The organism is Streptomyces sp. NPDC051018, from assembly GCF_044456085.1.
Classification (GTDB): domain Bacteria; phylum Actinomycetota; class Actinomycetes; order Streptomycetales; family Streptomycetaceae; genus Streptomyces.
Genome location: NZ_JBITFN010000017.1, coordinates 1 through 15,227, shown reverse-complemented (window position 1 = coordinate 15,227; position 15,227 = coordinate 1). Strand labels below are relative to the sequence as shown.

At 70.4% G+C, this 15,227-nt stretch carries 12 protein-coding genes, 1 tRNA gene and 1 pseudogene; 2 read left to right on the top strand and 12 right to left on the bottom strand.

The features are described from left to right. Positions 1-165 precede the first annotated feature (165 nt). The 11 genes from prmC to ACIBCM_RS25900 form a co-directional block, all read right to left on the bottom strand. The gene (prmC, locus tag ACIBCM_RS25950; RefSeq protein WP_399247133.1) at positions 166-1,011 is read right to left on the bottom strand and encodes a peptide chain release factor N(5)-glutamine methyltransferase; all 846 of its coding nucleotides are present in this window, start codon (positions 1,009-1,011) and stop codon (positions 166-168) included. A 42-nt stretch (positions 1,012-1,053) separates the two neighbouring features. Beyond that, the gene (prfA, locus tag ACIBCM_RS25945; protein ID WP_399247131.1) at positions 1,054-2,142 is read right to left on the bottom strand and encodes a peptide chain release factor 1; all 1,089 of its coding nucleotides are present in this window, start codon (positions 2,140-2,142) and stop codon (positions 1,054-1,056) included. Between the two features lie 98 nt (positions 2,143-2,240). Beyond that, the gene (rpmE, locus tag ACIBCM_RS25940; protein WP_399247129.1) at positions 2,241-2,465 is read right to left on the bottom strand and encodes a 50S ribosomal protein L31; all 225 of its coding nucleotides are present in this window, start codon (positions 2,463-2,465) and stop codon (positions 2,241-2,243) included. A 122-nt stretch (positions 2,466-2,587) separates the two neighbouring features. Next, positions 2,588-3,799 (bottom strand): LCP family protein, encoded by a 1,212-nt coding sequence (locus tag ACIBCM_RS25935; RefSeq protein WP_399247127.1) that lies wholly within the window; start codon positions 3,797-3,799, stop codon positions 2,588-2,590. A 380-nt stretch (positions 3,800-4,179) separates the two neighbouring features. Beyond that, on the bottom strand, positions 4,180-6,225 hold the full coding sequence (rho, locus tag ACIBCM_RS25930; RefSeq protein WP_399247125.1) for a transcription termination factor Rho: 2,046 nt from the start codon (positions 6,223-6,225) through the stop codon (positions 4,180-4,182). Between the two features lie 457 nt (positions 6,226-6,682). Then, on the bottom strand, positions 6,683-7,654 hold the full coding sequence (gene thrB / locus ACIBCM_RS25925; protein ID WP_399247123.1) for a homoserine kinase: 972 nt from the start codon (positions 7,652-7,654) through the stop codon (positions 6,683-6,685). A gap of 431 nt (positions 7,655-8,085) precedes the next feature. Then, positions 8,086-9,144: a threonine synthase gene (gene thrC, locus ACIBCM_RS25920; RefSeq protein WP_399247121.1), complete on the bottom strand. Its 1,059-nt coding sequence runs from the start codon at positions 9,142-9,144 to the stop codon at positions 8,086-8,088. Between the two features lie 6 nt (positions 9,145-9,150). Further along, positions 9,151-10,440, bottom strand: coding sequence for a homoserine dehydrogenase (locus ACIBCM_RS25915; RefSeq protein ID WP_399247370.1), 1,290 nt, complete (start codon positions 10,438-10,440; stop codon positions 9,151-9,153). 99 nt (positions 10,441-10,539) lie between these two features. Then, entirely contained in the window at positions 10,540-11,931 is a 1,392-nt protein-coding gene (gene lysA / locus ACIBCM_RS25910) for a diaminopimelate decarboxylase (RefSeq protein ID WP_399247119.1), read from the bottom strand. A gap of 18 nt (positions 11,932-11,949) precedes the next feature. Next, on the bottom strand, positions 11,950-13,209 hold the full coding sequence (gene nrtL / locus ACIBCM_RS25905; RefSeq protein WP_399247117.1) for an ArgS-related anticodon-binding protein NrtL: 1,260 nt from the start codon (positions 13,207-13,209) through the stop codon (positions 11,950-11,952). 55 nt (positions 13,210-13,264) lie between these two features. Then, positions 13,265-13,747: a response regulator gene (locus tag ACIBCM_RS25900; protein WP_399247115.1), complete on the bottom strand. Its 483-nt coding sequence runs from the start codon at positions 13,745-13,747 to the stop codon at positions 13,265-13,267. Between the two features lie 160 nt (positions 13,748-13,907). Here ACIBCM_RS25900 and ACIBCM_RS25895 point away from each other — a divergent pair. Then, positions 13,908-13,979 (top strand) — tRNA-Arg (locus ACIBCM_RS25895). 166 nt (positions 13,980-14,145) lie between these two features. Here the strand turns inward: ACIBCM_RS25895 and ACIBCM_RS25890 are convergent. Further along, positions 14,146-14,406, bottom strand: a pseudogene (locus ACIBCM_RS25890) (integrase core domain-containing protein); the annotation flags it as partial. A 292-nt stretch (positions 14,407-14,698) separates the two neighbouring features. On the opposite strand from ACIBCM_RS25890, the gene ACIBCM_RS25885 reads away from it, so the two are divergent. Then, positions 14,699-15,103: a helix-turn-helix domain-containing protein gene (locus tag ACIBCM_RS25885; protein WP_399247113.1), complete on the top strand. Its 405-nt coding sequence runs from the start codon at positions 14,699-14,701 to the stop codon at positions 15,101-15,103. Positions 15,104-15,227: the final 124 nt, after the last annotated feature.

Below are 15,227 nucleotides of genomic sequence, written 5' to 3'. Positions count from 1 at the left end.
GTGGGTGCGGCACCCGCCTGGGTGCGTTCTTGCTTCTTTGGGGGCTCGGGTGCCTCTTCGGCTCACTCGCGGAAGATCCGGTCGCGGAGCAGCCGGGAACCCGCGGGCTCGGCGCCGGCGAACCCGTGCGTACCCCTCCCGCGCCCGTGCGGGATCGCGGGGGCGTCATGGTGTCGCCTTGCGGGCCGTCGCGAAACGGGGGCGTTTGTTGAGGTCGGGGTGGTCGGCCGCGTCGGTCCAGCCGGCTTCCTCGTTGAAGATCCAGGGCACCTGGCCGCCCTGGGTGTCGGCGTGCTCGATGACGACGAGACCGCCGGGCCGCAGCAGACGGTGGGCGGTGCGCTCGATGCCCCGGATGGTGTCGAGGCCGTCCTCGCCGGAGAAGAGCGCCATCTGGGGGTCGTGGTCCCGGGCCTCGGGGGCCACGTACTCCCACTCGGTGAGGGGGATGTACGGCGGATTGGAGATGACCAGGTCGACCTGGCCGTCCAGTTCGGGCAGCGCGGTGAGCGCGTCGCCCTGGTGGATGGTGACGCGGGAGCCCTCCGCGTTCTTGCGGGCCCAGTTCAGCGCGTCGTCGGAGAGCTCGACCGCGTGGACGCGCGAGCGCGGGACCTCCTGGGCCATGGCGAGGGCGATGGCCCCGGAACCCGTACACAGGTCGACGATCAGCGGTTCGACGACGTCCATGGCGCGTACGGCGTCTATGGCCCAGCCGACGACGGACTCGGTCTCCGGGCGCGGCACGAACACACCGGGCCCCACCTGGAGCTCCAGATAGCGGAAGAAGGCGCGGCCGGTGATGTGCTGGAGCGGCTCACGGGCCTCGCGGCGGGCGACGGCCTCCCAGTAGCGGGCGTCGAAGTCCTCGTCCCCGACGTTGTGCAGCTCTCCCCGCTTCACACCGTGCACGAACGCGGCCAGCTCCTCCGCGTCGAAGCGCGGCGACGGCACGCCGGCGTCGGCCAGCCGCTGGGTGGCCTGGGCCACCTCGGCAAGCAGCAGGTTCACTGGTCGTCCTCCACCCGGTTCGTTTGGGAAGGTCCCACGCGTCTACTGCGCGGCGGCGAGTTTGGCGGCGGAGTCGGCGTCCACACACGCCTGGATCACGGCGTCGAGGTCACCGTCGAGCACCTGGTCCAGGTTGTACGCCTTGAAGCCGACGCGGTGGTCCGAGATGCGGTTCTCCGGGAAGTTGTAGGTACGGATCTTCTCGGAGCGGTCGACGGTACGGACCTGGCTGCGGCGCACGTCCGCGGCCTTGCTCTCGGCCTCCTCCTGGGCTGCGGCGAGCAGCCTGGAGCGCAGGATACGCATCGCCTGCTCCTTGTTCTGGAGCTGGCTCTTCTCGTTCTGGCAGGAGGCGACGACACCGGTGGGCAGATGGGTGATGCGCACCGCGGAGTCCGTGGTGTTGACGGACTGGCCGCCGGGCCCGGAGGAGCGGTAGACGTCGATACGGAGGTCGTTGGGGTTGATCTCCACATCGATCTCCTCGGCCTCGGGGGTGACGAGCACGCCCGCGGCGGAGGTGTGGATACGGCCCTGGGACTCGGTGGCGGGCACCCGCTGGACACGGTGCACCCCGCCCTCGTACTTCAGACGGGCCCAGACGCCCTGGCCGGGTTCGGTGGCGCCCTGGCTGTCCCGATGAGGTTTCGCCTTGACGGCGACCTGGACGTCCTTGTAGCCGCCCAGCTCGGACTCGGTGGAGTCGATGATCTCGGTCTTCCAGCCCACGCGCTCGGCGTAGCGCAGATACATCCGCAGCAGATCGCCGGCGAAGAGGGCGGACTCGTCGCCGCCGGCGCCGGCCTTGACCTCCAGGATGACATCCTTGTCGTCGCTGGGATCGCGCGGTACGAGCAGCAGCCGCAGCTTCTCCGTCAGCTCCTCGCGCTCCTTCTCCAGCTCCTTGACCTCGGCCGCGAAGTCGGGGTCGTCGGCGGACAGTTCGCGCGCGGTCTGGATGTCGTCGCCGGTCTGCTTCCAGGAGCGGTACGTGCCGATGATCGGGGTCAGCTCGGCGTAGCGCTTGCCCAGCCTGCGGGCGTTCGCCTGGTCGGCGTGGACGGCAGGGTCGGCGAGCTTCTTCTCCAGGTCGGCGTGCTCGCCGACCAGTTCCTCGACCGCCTCGAACATCGGGGGCTCCTGGTTTCTGCGAAGGTGGTGCGGGACGGCAAAGCGCCGGTCCCGGCCGCCGCAGGAAGGGGCGGCCGGGGACCGGCGCAGTTGGCTCGCTACTTCTTGGCGGAGCCGGCGGCCTTGCCGAAGCGGGCCTCGAAGCGGGCCACGCGGCCACCGGTGTCGAGGATCTTCTGCTTGCCCGTGTAGAACGGGTGGCACTCGGAGCAGACCTCGGCGCGGATGGAGCCGGTCTCGATGGTGCTGCGAGTGGTGAACGAGGCGCCGCAGGTACAGCTGACCTGGGTCTCGAAGTACTGAGGGTGGATGTCGCGCTTCAAGGTGTCTCCTAGTTCCGGGAGGGCGCCGGGTCGCGCGGGCGGATTGCCCGCACGTGAACCGGAGCCGACGCACCAGTCTGCCAGGACCGGGCGTATCTCCCAAAACCGGGGTCGTGGCGGAACTATTCCCCCGCCGACCCGTCCACTCCTGGTGTCCGGGGGGCCACCGGCGCCCCGGGGGCGGCCGGGGCGCGCTCCGGCCGCTCGGGGCCGGTGCCGTGCGCCGCGGCGGTGCCGCCCCGGACGACGGTGCCCGCGTCGCCCTTGTCCCCTGCGGAGTCCCTGAGCGCGGCGGCCGGGATCGGCCGGTCCCCCGCCAGCGCGGACCACACCTGCCGGGAGGCGTCCTGGAGCGGTACGACCCGGTTGGGGTCCACGGGGTCGTACACCACCGGCAGGGTGACCATCTGCACGTCCTCGGGGCCGAGGCCGCCGAGGCTCCGTGCAAGGCCCATCAGCTCGGTCACCGAGTCCAGCCCGGAGTCGGGTGTGATCGCCCGGGTCGCGGTGTCGGCGACGCCCAGCAGCCTGGTGGGGTCGGAGAGGGTGCCGAGGTCCTTGACCTGGGCGAGGAACGCCTTGATGAACGCCTGCTGGAGCTGTATCCGCCCGAGGTCGCTGCCGTCGCCGACGCTCTTGCGGGTCCGTACGAGTCCGAGTGACTGCTCACCGTCGAGGGTGTGGGTGCCCGGGGGGAGGTCGAGATGGCTGCCGGGGTCCTTGATCGGGCGGGTGGTGGTGATCTCCACTCCGCCGAGTTCGTCGATGAGTTTCTTGAATCCGGTGAAGTCGACTTCGAGGTAGTGGTCCATGCGGATGCCGGACATCTTCTCGACGGTCTTCACCGCGCAGGCCGGGCCGCCGACCTCGTAGGCGGTGTTGAACATGGCGCGGTGCTCGCCCGGGACCGGTGTGCCGTCACCGGCGGTGCACTGAGGGCGGTCGATCAGGGTGTCGCGGGGTATGGAGACCACACTGGCCTTCCGGTGGCCCTCGTAGACGTGGACGACCATCGCGGTGTCAGAGCGCGCGCCGCCTTCGTCGGTGCCGTACTCGGCATTGGCTCCGGAGCGAGAGTCGGAGCCGAGTACGAGGATGTCCATGGAGCCGTTGTCGATGTTCCTGGGCCGGTCCTTTCCGAGCTGTGCGTTGATGTCGACGCCCTGGAGATTGCCGTTGAGCTTGACGTACAGGTAACCGAGCCCGGATCCGCCGATCAGCAGGAGTGCGACCACCGACCACGCGGCGACGACCGCCGCTCTGCGTCCCCTGGAGCGCCGGCTTCGCCGTCGGCCGTTGGATATCCGGCCCCCATCACTGCTCTGCTCGGCCATGCTCTCCTCGGTCCCGTTCGGTTTCTCTCGTTCGGCCTTCCGCTACTCCCTGCCGTTGATCGAATGCGGATTGTCCGTGATGTCGTTTTTTGTTCCGCCATTGGTAGGACGTGTCTGCGCTACGAAGGGTTGCACCCGGGTGTGAGAGCTCCGTGAGAGGTCGATGGGCCCGGGGCGGGCGCGCCCATTGGCCCCGGATCGTGCCCACCGCGCTCACCTGGGGTTTCGGCCGGCGCTACGGGCTCCTCGGGGGTGCCGGAACTCTCACGGGTGCTGGACGCGGCTGTGCCCCGCCACCCGGTGGGATGGCGGGGCACAGTGTGTATCAGCGGTACCTGCCGGAGATGCGTTCCGGCGGGCGCGGAGACCGTCTCCGTCCGTCAGTCGCCGTTGGGGCCCACGGACGGCGTGGTCTTCTGGATCTGGAGCAGGAACTCGGCGTTCGACTTCGTCTGCTTCATCTTGTCCAGCAGCAGCTCGATCGCCTGCTGCTGGTCGAGCGCGTGCAGCACCCGGCGCAGCTTCCAGACGATGCCCAGCTCCTCGCCTCCGAGCAGGATCTCCTCCTTGCGGGTGCTGGACGCGTCCACGTCCACCGCCGGGAAGATGCGCTTGTCGGAGAGCTTGCGGTCGAGCTTGAGCTCCATGTTGCCGGTGCCCTTGAACTCCTCGAAGATCACCTCGTCCATGCGCGAGCCGGTGTCGACCAGCGCGGTGGCCAGGATGGTCAGCGAGCCGCCGTCCTCGATGTTGCGCGCGGCGCCGAAGAAGCGCTTCGGCGGGTAGAGCGCGGTCGAGTCGACACCACCGGACAGGATGCGCCCGGAGGCCGGAGCCGCGAGGTTGTACGCACGGCCCAGACGGGTGATGGAGTCCAGCAGGACGACCACGTCGTGACCCAGCTCCACCAGGCGCTTGGCGCGCTCGATGGCCAGCTCGGCGACGGTGGTGTGGTCCTCGGCCGGGCGGTCGAAGGTCGAGGAGATGACCTCGCCCTTCACCGACCGCTGCATGTCGGTGACCTCTTCCGGACGCTCGTCGACGAGGACGACCATCAGATGGCACTCGGGGCTGTTGACCGTGATCGCGTTGGCGATGGCCTGGAGGATCATGGTCTTGCCGGTCTTCGGCGGGGCCACGATCAGACCGCGCTGGCCCTTGCCGATGGGCGAGACGAGGTCGATGATCCGGGTGGTCAGCACACCCGGGTCGGTCTCCAGACGGAGCCGGTCCTGCGGGTAGAGCGGGGTGAGCTTGTTGAACTCCGGCCGCCCGCGGCCCGATTCGGGTGCCATGCCGTTGACGGAGTCCAGCCGGACCAGCGCGTTGAACTTCTCGCGGCGCTCGCCCTCCTTCGGCTGGCGCACGGCGCCGGTGACGTGATCGCCCTTGCGCAGGCCGTTCTTGCGGACCTGGGCGAGGGAGACGTACACGTCGTTGGGGCCCGGGAGGTAGCCGGACGTACGGATGAACGCGTAGTTGTCGAGGATGTCCAGGATGCCCGCGACGGGGATCAGAACGTCGTCCTCGGAGACCTGCGGCTCACTCGCGAAGTCCTCACGGCCCCGGCGGCCACGGCGGTCGCGGTAGCGCCCGCGGCGGCCACGGCGGCCGCCTCCGTCGTCGTCGAAGTCGTCCTGCTGCTGGCCTCCGCCGCCCTGGCGCTGCTGCTGGCCGCCGCCCTGCTGCTGGCGCTGGCCGCCCTGCTGCTGGTCGTCGCCCTTGCCACGGCCGCGGTCGCGCTGCCGGTCACCGCGCTCGCCGCGGTCCCGGCGGTCGCCGCGCTCGGCCCGGTCGCCGCGCTGGCCGCGCTCACGGCGGCCCTCGCCGTCCTGCGACTGCGCGGAGGGCGCGACGGCGGCCTCCGCCTTGGCGTCCGGCCGGTCCTCGGCCTTGGTGTCCTTCACATCGACGGCTGCCTCGGCCTGGGGCTCGGGGCTGCCGGCCTGCGCGGTGGCGCGACGACGACGGCGCTCCGTGGCCGGCTGGTCGTCGCTGGCCGGCTGGCCGGGAATGTCGATCTGCTGCTGGGCCACGGCCTTCTCGGCCGCGGGGGCGGCGTCCGAGGCGGCGGACGCGTCGCCCGTACGCGTCTTGGAGGTGGCACGGCGCTTCGGCTTGGTCTCGGCCTCCGCGCTCTTGGCCGCCGGGGCCTTGGCCTCGGCGGACTTGGCCGGGGCGGTGGAGCCACCGCCGGCCTGTGCCTCCTTGATGACCTCGATCAGCTGGCTCTTGCGCATACGCGCAGTGCCCCTGATGCCGAGGCCGGACGCGACCTGCTGCAGCTCGGCCAGGACCATGCCCTCGAGGCCGGTGCCGGAACGGCGGCGCCGTGAGGTGGTGCCGGAGGCAGCACCTGCGGCGGGCGCGGGGGTGTCGACGCTGTTGTCGGCAGTCACGCCCATCAGATCGGTGGTGTCGCTCACGAAGGGTCCTTCCCTGGAGCGGGCGTCGGCCATCTGGCTCGGCGACCGGTTGTGCTGTCCGACGGCGGCCCTGGTGTGCGACCGTGCCGGAGGCGGTGGTCCCCGCCGGGTCTGGGTACGGCGGAGAGGCAGATACATACAAGCCCGGCCCGAGATCCCCCTGCTCGGCCCACTCCTAGACGGAGCGGGAGGTGTCGTGCCGGTTCCGGAGCGTGCTCGAAACTGCTCAGGCAGGCTGCTCAGGCAGTTGGGGAGGCTCCCGGAAGAATGGTGGTCCCGATTCGGGACGCGAAGCTCCGAGCCACAAAGGCTTCGGTTGCAGACTTGAGGTTAACACTACCGGCTCCAACAAACATTCCCCCTCTCCTTCACCGGCAATCTCGTGTCACTGCGAATCACCGCGATTCACGGGCAATGGCGGTGAATCCCCGTGAAGGCGGCCCACTGCGTATACGGCTCACCCTGAGTCCGGCTCCCCTTCCGGCGTGCCCGCCGCGGACGGGACGGCACCGGGCGGCACGAGCGGCAGGACGCTCGCCCCCGCGGCGTCGAAGGCGAGCCGGTTGGCCGCCCACCCCTCGCCCGCGAGCCGTGCGACCTTGTCGGCCGCACTGCTCTCGGCCAGTGCCAGGACCGTGGGGCCCGCACCGGAGATGACTGCTGGGACGCCATCGGCGCGCAATCGGTTGACAAGGTCCACGCTCTGCGGCATCGCCGGGGCGCGGTACTCCTGGTGGAGCCGGTCCTCCGTGGCGGGCAGCAACAGCTCGGGACGCCTGGTCAGGGCCTCGACGAGCAAGGCGGCGCGACCGGCGTTCGCGGCGGCGTCCACATGGGGAACGGTACGCGGCAGCAGTCCGCGCGCCGTCTCGGTGAGCACCGGCTTCTCGGGTACGAAAACCACCGGAACGACGGAATCGGCGGGCTCCATCCTGATCGCGCGCGCCGCTCCCCCGTCGGTCCAGGCGAGGGTGAAGCCGCCGAGCAGACAGGCGGCGACATTGTCGGGGTGGCCCTCGATCTCGGTGGCCAGCTCCAGCAGGGCGGTGTCGTCGAGCCGCGCGTCGCCCCCTATCGTCACGGCGCGGGCGGCGACGATCCCGGCGCAGATCGCGGCCGACGACGAGCCCAGACCGCGCCCGTGCGGGATGCGGTTGGCGCAGACGACCTCCAGGCCGCGCGGCTGCCCGCCGAGCAGATCGAAGGCCGTACGCAGCGAGCGTACGAGCAGATGGCTCTCGTCGCGGGGCAGTGTCGAGGCGCCCTCGCCCGCGATGTCGATGTGCAGCCCGGCGTCCGCGACCCGTACGACGACATCGTCGTACAGCCCCAGGGACAGCCCGAGGGCGTCGAAGCCGGGACCGAGGTTTGCGCTGGTGGCGGGCACGCGCACCCGGACGGCGGCGGCGCGGAACGCTGGACCGGCCATCGCTCGATGACACTCCTTGGTTCTGAACTCTGGACTGTGGGACGAGGGGGATGAACACCCATGGGCCGTAACGGCAACTACACCGCGGCATCGGCATGCGGCGGGGCGGGTTCGGTACAGCCTATCGAAGGAAGGTTCTGTGGCGACATAGGGCGCACAGGAGGCGCACGATGCGTGTCGCAAGCCTCCTGTGCCTCTACGTGCGCCGATGCCCGGCTTGGTCTGCTTTCCGCGGGGGTAGGGGACCGTGCGTCTGTTCCCCTGCCGCCGCCGCGTTACAGACGGCGGTTCGCCGGGGGCGGGCCGGCGAGGCCGACCCGGGCCGCACGACGCCGGCGGTACGCGCGGGGCGGGCGAACCCGGCCGCAGGGATCCGGGTTCGCGGCGGCTACGGGCGTCGTCGTACGGCTACGGGCTGCCGGGGCCGCCGCTCAGACCAGCCCGAGGCGCTCCGCCGCCGTCGCCGCGTCCACGGGGACGGTGACGGGCTGCGGGGCCCCGGCGACGGCCCAGTCCGGGTCCTTGAGGCCGTTGCCGGTCACCGTACAGACGATCCGCTGGCCCGGGTCGACCTGGCCGGCCTCGGCGGCCTTCAGCAGCCCGGCCACGGACGCCGCGGACGCGGGCTCGACGAAGACGCCCTCCTGGGACGCCAACAGCCGGTAGGCGCGCAGGATCTCACGGTCCGTCACCTCGTCGATGAACCCGCCGGACTCCTCGCGGGCGGCCAGCGCCTGCTTCCAGGAGGCCGGGTTGCCGATCCGGATCGCGGTGGCGATGGTGGAGGGGTCCTTGACGACCTCGCCCCGGACGATCGGGGCGGAACCGGACGCCTGGAAGCCCCACATCCTCGGGGTGCGGGTGGAGATCCCGTCCGCGGCGTACTCCTTGTACCCCCGCCAGTACGCCGTGATGTTGCCGGCGTTGCCGACCGGCAGCACATGGATGTCGGGGGCGTCGCCGAGCGCGTCGACGATTTCGAAGGAAGCGGTCTTCTGGCCCTCGATGCGGTACGGATTGACCGAGTTGACCAGCGCCACCGGATAATTCTCGGACAAATTCCTGGCCAGATTCAGGCAGTCGTCGAAGTTTCCGTCGACCTGGAGAATCTTCGAGCCGTAGACGAGCGCCTGGCCCATCTTCCCGAGCGCGATCTTCCCCTGCGGAACCAGCACCGCGCAGACCATTCCGGCCCGTACGGCATAGGCGGCGGCCGACGCCGAGGTGTTCCCGGTGGATGCGCAGATGACCGCCTGCGCGCCCTCCTCCTTGGCACGGGTGATCGCCATCGTCATACCGCGGTCCTTGAAGGACCCGGTGGGGTTGGCGCCCTCGACCTTGAGGTGCACCTCACAGCCCGTGCGCTCGGAGAGAACCTGCGCCGGGACGAGCGGCGTACCGCCCTCACGGAGCGTGACAACCGGTGTCGTGTCGGTCACCGGGAGCCGGTCCCGGTACTCCTCGATGATGCCGCGCCACTGGTGGGTCATTGCTGATTACTCCCCTTCAACACGCATGATGCTGGCGACACCACGCACGGTGTCGAGCTGGCGCAGCGCCTCGACGGTCCCGGAGAGGGCCGCGTCCGGCGCGCGGTGGGTGACGACGACGAGCGAAGCCTCGCCGTCCTTCCCCTGCTGGCGGACGGTGTCGATCGACACCCCGTGCTCGGCGAAGACCGTCGCGACCTGGGCGAGCACACCCGGCTTGTCGGCCACGTCGAGGCTGATGTGGTAGCGCGTCACGACATCGCCCATGGGGCTCACGGGCAGCTGGGTGTACGCGGACTCACCGGGACCCGTGGCCCCGGCAAGCTTGTTGCGGCCGACGGCGACCAGATCGCCGAGGACCGCGGACGCGGTCGGCGCGCCGCCCGCACCCGGTCCGTAGAACATCAGCTGCCCCGCGGCCTCCGACTCGACGAAGACGGCGTTGTACGCCTCGCGCACGGAGGCGAGCGGATGACTGAGCGGGATCATGGCGGGGTGCACCCGCGCGGTGACGGACTGCCCGTCGGCTGCGCGCTCGCAGATCGCGAGCAGCTTGACGGTGCAGCCCATGCGTTTCGCGGAGGCCATGTCGGCGGCGGTGACCTCGGTCAGGCCCTCGCGGTAGACGTCGTCCAGGCGTACGCGGGTGTGGAAGGCGATCCCCGCGAGGATCGCGGCCTTGGCGGCGGCGTCGAAGCCCTCCACATCGGCGGTCGGGTCGGCCTCGGCGTAGCCGAGCGCGGTGGCCTCGTCCAGCGCCTCGGAATAGCCCGCGCCGGAGCGCTCCATCCGGTCCAGGATGAAGTTGGTCGTCCCGTTGACGATGCCGAGCACCCGGTTGACCTTGTCGCCCGCCAGGGACTCGCGCAGCGGCCTGATCAGCGGGATCGCCCCGGCGACGGCGGCCTCGAAGTAGAGGTCCCGGCCGTGCTGCTCGGCGGCGGCGTACAGCGTGGCGCCGTCCTCCGCGAGCAGCGCCTTGTTGGCGGAGACGACGGAAGCACCGTGCTCGAACGCGGTGGTGATCAGCGTACGGGCGGGCTCGATCCCGCCGATGACCTCGACGACGATGTCGATGTCACCGCGTTTGACGAGGGCGGTGGCGTCGGTGGTGATCAGCGCGGGGTCGATGCCCTCCCGCACCTTGGAGGGGCGGCGGACGGCCACCCCCGCCAGCTCCACGGGGGCACCGATCCGTGCCGCGAGGTCGTCGGCGTGCGTCGTCATGATGCGAGCCACCTCTGAGCCGACCACTCCACAGCCCAGCAGCGCCACCTTCAGCGGACGCGTACGCATCATCCGACCTCGCTTCTCATCACTACTACGGTGTGGACCAGTCTCACTCACCGGACGGTAGTTTCTATCCCCCGTCCGGCATTCGAGACATCTATCTCGCTAACCGACGTCCAGACGCAGGAGATCTTCCTCCGTCTCACGCCGGACGATCACCCGCGCCCCGCCGTCGCGCACGGCCACGACGGGCGGCCTCGGCACATGGTTGTAGTTGCTGGCCATCGACCGGCAGTACGCACCGGTCGCCGGCACCGCAATCAGATCACCCGGTGCGAGGTCGGCGGGCAGAAAAGCGTCCTTGACCACGATGTCACCGCTCTCGCAGTGCTTGCCGACGACCCGCGCGAGCATCGGCTCCGCGTCGGAGGTCCGGGAGACCAGCGAGACGCTGTACTCGGCGTCGTACAGAGCGGTGCGGATGTTGTCCGACATACCGCCGTCGACGCTCACATACGTCCGCAGCCCCTCCAGCGGCTTGAGCGTGCCCACCTCGTACAGCGTGAACGCCGTCGGCCCGACGATGGCGCGGCCCGGCTCGACGGAGATCCGGGGGGTACGCAGCCCGGCGGCGTCGCACTCACGGGTGACGATCTCGGTGAGCGCCTTGGCGATGTGGTGCGGCTCGCTCGGGTCGTCGTCGGAGGTGTACGCGATCCCGAGGCCGCCGCCGAGGTCGATCTCGGGCAGCTCGACGCCGTGCTCGTCGCGGATCGTCTTCAAGAGGCCGACAACCCGGTGGGCGGCCACCTCGAAGCCGGAGGTGTCGAAGATCTGCGAGCCGATGTGGGAGTGGATGCCGATCAGCTCCAGCCCGTCGAGGGTGAGCGCCCTGCGCACGGCCTCGGCGGCCTGTCCCCCGGCGAGCGGGATCCCGAACTTCTGGTCCTCGTGCGCGGTGGCGATGAACTCGTGGGTGTGCGCCTCCACGCCCACCGTGACCCGGATCTGGACGCGCTGGCGCCGGCCGAGCCCCTCGGCGATGTGCGCGACCCGCACGATCTCCTGGAAGGAGTCGAGCACGATCCGCCCCACCCCGGCGCGGATCGCCCGCTCGATCTCCCCGGGCGACTTGTTGTTCCCGTGGAAGGCGATGCGCTCGGGCGGCATTCCGGCGGCGAGCGCGGTGGACAGCTCGCCACCGGAGCACACGTCGAGGTTGAGGCCCTCCTCGTGCAGCCAGCGCACGACGGCCTTGCTGAGGAACGCCTTGCCCGCGTAGAACACATCGGCGTCCGGCCCGAACGCGTCCGCCCAGGCGCGGCAGCGCGCCCGGAAGTCCTCCTCGTCGAGGAAGTAGGCGGGGGTGCCGAACTCCTCGGCCAGCCGGGTCACTTCGACCCCGCCGACGGTGACGACCCCGTCGTCGTCACGGCCGACCGTACGGGCCCACACCTTCTCGTCCAGCAGATTGAGGTCGGCCGGCGGGGCCGAGTAGTGGCCCTCGGGATAGACATCGGCGTGACGGGGCCCTGCGGGGTGTGCGGAACGGCTCATGGTGTCTCTCTCACGTGCTCACAGATGTGCGGGTGCGCTGATACCGAGCAGGGACAGGCCACCGGCGAGCACCGTCCCGGCGGCCTCGGCGACGGCCAGCCGTGAACGGTGGGCGGCCGTGGGTTTCTCCTCACCCGACGGCAGCACCGTGTGCTGGAAACCGAGCAGGGCGTCGGCGGTGCTCTCCAGATGCCTCGCCAGCCGGTCGGGCGCCCCGAGCCGGGCGGCGGAGTCGAGGACTCCCGGGTAGTCGGCGACCAGGCCGGTGAGCGGGGTCTCCACATACTCCACCGGCTCCCCGCCGAACCCCAGTCGCGCGGCCCCGCGCGTGAGCGCGCGGCTGCGGGAGTAGGCGTACCGGACGGTGAAGAGCGGATTGCTCTCGTGCTGCCGCAGCAGCGTTTCCACCCCCCGGGGCCGGTCGTGCGCGGCGACGGCCAGAAAACCCCACCGCAAGGCGTCCCCGAGAGACTGACCGGCGGCGATGGTACGGGGTGCGCCGGGGCGGGGTGCAGGCTGCGGGCGGGCCGGCCCGGGGGCGGTACGGGGTGCGGTGGGGTCGGGGTTGCCGGAAGCGGCTGAGGGACCGGGGGCGAGGGCGCCGGGGCGGGGTGCACGCTGCGGGTGAGCCGACCCGGGGGCGGCGGGGGCGGGGTTGCCTCGGGCGGGGTTGCCGGAGACGGCTGGGCCACCCCGGACGAGGGCGTCGGGGGCGGGCGGGGCCGGGAGGGACACGGGGAGCCCGCAGGCGTCCGTAGCCACCTCCGTAACCATGTCCATGCCCTGGCTGCGGCGGATCCGTCGGACGGTGTCGGCCCAGACCCGGGCACGGTCCTCGGCGCCGGGTGCCGGACCGGCGGAGGCAGCGTGGGTGTCCCGTACCGGGAGGGCGGAGGGCTCGCTCGTGGCCGGGTCCCGCGCCGGAAGGGCGGCGGACTGATATCCGTACCGGAGGCCCTGCTCCCGTACCCGCTGGACGAGGGCCTGCTGGAGGCCGTCCTCCAGGGTGATGTTGAGGAACCCGGGCCCGGTGATCTCGACGGCGGCGATGCCCGGCTCCCGGGCGATCCGGTCCCGCAGGGTCTCGGCGACGGCGCGGGTTGACTGCCCGGCCGCGCGGGCGAGCCGCAGGGCGACATTGGTGGCGTAGTCCCCGCACCCTCCGGGCCGGGGCCGCTCGACCTTGACGCTCTCCGGCACGGGCGCCACCAGCGCACCGTCCTCCACCGCGCGGCACACGGCGTGCAGCACGGTACGGGAGAGCTCGGCGGGGGTCACGGGACAAGCGTATGGGAGGGAGGGGGGCGCAGAGCGAACCGGTTTCGCGATGCGGTCAGCCCCGGGTGCTCCCCGCCCGCCCTGCCCCGCGCCGGCCCTCTAAGGACGGCGGGCCCTCCCTGCGCATCAACTGCCGTACCAGCCGCACCAGATCGGCCGGCTCGAAGGGCTTCGCGAGAAAGGCGTCCACCCCGGCTGCGAGGCCGCTCTCCATCTCGTACTGCGTACACGCGCTGATGATCGCCACCGGCAGATGACTCGTCCCCGGATCCGCTCTCAGCCGCGCGGCGGTCCGCAGCCCGTCCAGCCGCGGCATGACCACGTCCAGCGTGACCACATCGGGCCGCACCCGCTCCACGACCTCCAGGCACTCGGCACCATCGGCCGCGGTCACGACCTCGAAGCCCTCAAGTTCAAGGTTGACCCTGATCAACTGCCGGATGACCCGGTTGTCATCGACAACGAGCACACGGCCGGACGCACCTGACACAACTCGAGAGTAGGTGCGCACCAGGGGCCGCGTCCGGCTTTTCCCCACTTCCACCCCTCGCGAGCGACCCGAGTCCACCCTCCCGCGCCACCCGCCCCCGCTCCGGCAACCGCGCCTCCGCCCCGAAATACCTGTTCATGGAGACCCTCCCGATGCTGGTAATGTTCTACCCGTCACCGCCGAGGACACCTCCGGACGGCGACAGTGCGCCCCCGTAGCTCAGGGGATAGAGCAACGGCCTCCGGAGCCGTGTGCGCAGGTTCGAATCCTGCCGGGGGCACTCGCCGGTCAGTCAGCAAGAATCAAGCTTCGACCAGCGCGAATGCCGACATGAAAGAGCGGGAGTCAGTCTCACTGACTCCCGCTCTTTCTCGCTGTCTTCACTGTCTCTCAGTGCTCGCGACACACATCCGGCACACTCTCAGGTGCAGTCCGCCCGCCCAGTCGTTCGAGGTGCAGGGACGCCGGTAGGCCCTTTCGTCGAGCAGGGCACGGTTGAAGCGTTCGACCTTGCCGTTGGTCCGCGGCCGGTACGGCCGGATCTTCTTGTGGCCGATGCCGGCGGCCGTCAGGGTACGGGTGAAGAGTTTCGACTTGTAGCAGGCGCCGTTGTCGGTGAGGACTCGCTCGACGGTGATGCCGTGGGCGGTGAGGAACGTGTTCGCGCGGTGCCAGAAGGCGATGGCGATGTGCCGGCGCTCGTCGGTGTGGCGGGGTTCCACCGGAGGGCGGGTCTCACGCCACACTCCGTCGCCTCGCCCCGGTAGCGGGCGGGCGTCGGGAGGCTCTTAGCAGGGGCAGGTTCTTCCATCAGGTTTCTCAATCATCACGACTCATCGGCGCTCATCGCGTCTCAATGCAGGTCAGAAGGGGTGCCAGCGAGACGGGCATCGCGACGCAAAGCGTCTCAGGCCGCGACTCACATCGGGTTGGCGAGCATCCGAGTCGCGACTCAGCCCGATGTGAGCCGAACCGAGTACGGGCACAGACATTCGCCCGGTGAAACTCCCGGACGAAAAGCAGAAGACCGCAAACGATGCCCTTACAAGGGTCCGGGCTTACCTGGAAGAGCACCAGGACGTATCCCAGATCCATGTCACCGTTCAAGATGGAGGCGACCGTGAGCCCCTGGCGCTCCCTCGCGAGGTCGTAGAACTCCTCGCGTCGCTCCTGGCACACCTCGGAGCCGGCCGGGCCGTGTCCATCGTTCCGTCTGACGCCGAGCTCACCACTCAGCAGGCAGCCGACATGCTCAACGTGTCCCGTCCCTTCCTCATCGGCCTTCTGGACGCCGGAGAGATCGAGTACCGGACCGTGGGCTCGCACCGCAGAATCACCGCGTCGCCCTTGCTGGAATACCAGCGCCAGGACGACCACCGTCGCCGACTAAGAGCTGTCCCGTAATTGATCTCCGGGGGTTGATGAACCGCCCCGTGTCGGGTGGAGACTCGATTCCATGTAAGGATTGAGTCATGGCACGACCCTCCCGTTACCCGCTTGAGCTGCGCCGTCGCGCGGTGCGCATGGT

Bases quoted from the DNA above. Each gene is read 5' to 3' on its own strand.
- ACIBCM_RS25915 (WP_399247370.1), bottom strand. From the start codon at position 10,440: ATGCGTACGCGTCCGCTGAAGGTGGCGCTGCTGGGCTGTGGAGTGGTC.
- thrC (WP_399247121.1), bottom strand. From the start codon at position 9,144: ATGACCCACCAGTGGCGCGGCATCATCGAGGAGTACCGGGACCGGCTC.
- thrB (WP_399247123.1), bottom strand. From the start codon at position 7,654: ATGGCCGGTCCAGCGTTCCGCGCCGCCGCCGTCCGGGTGCGCGTGCCC.
- lysA (WP_399247119.1), bottom strand. From the start codon at position 11,931: ATGAGCCGTTCCGCACACCCCGCAGGGCCCCGTCACGCCGATGTCTAT.
- prfA (WP_399247131.1), bottom strand. From the start codon at position 2,142: ATGTTCGAGGCGGTCGAGGAACTGGTCGGCGAGCACGCCGACCTGGAG.
- ACIBCM_RS25935 (WP_399247127.1), bottom strand. From the start codon at position 3,799: ATGGCCGAGCAGAGCAGTGATGGGGGCCGGATATCCAACGGCCGACGG.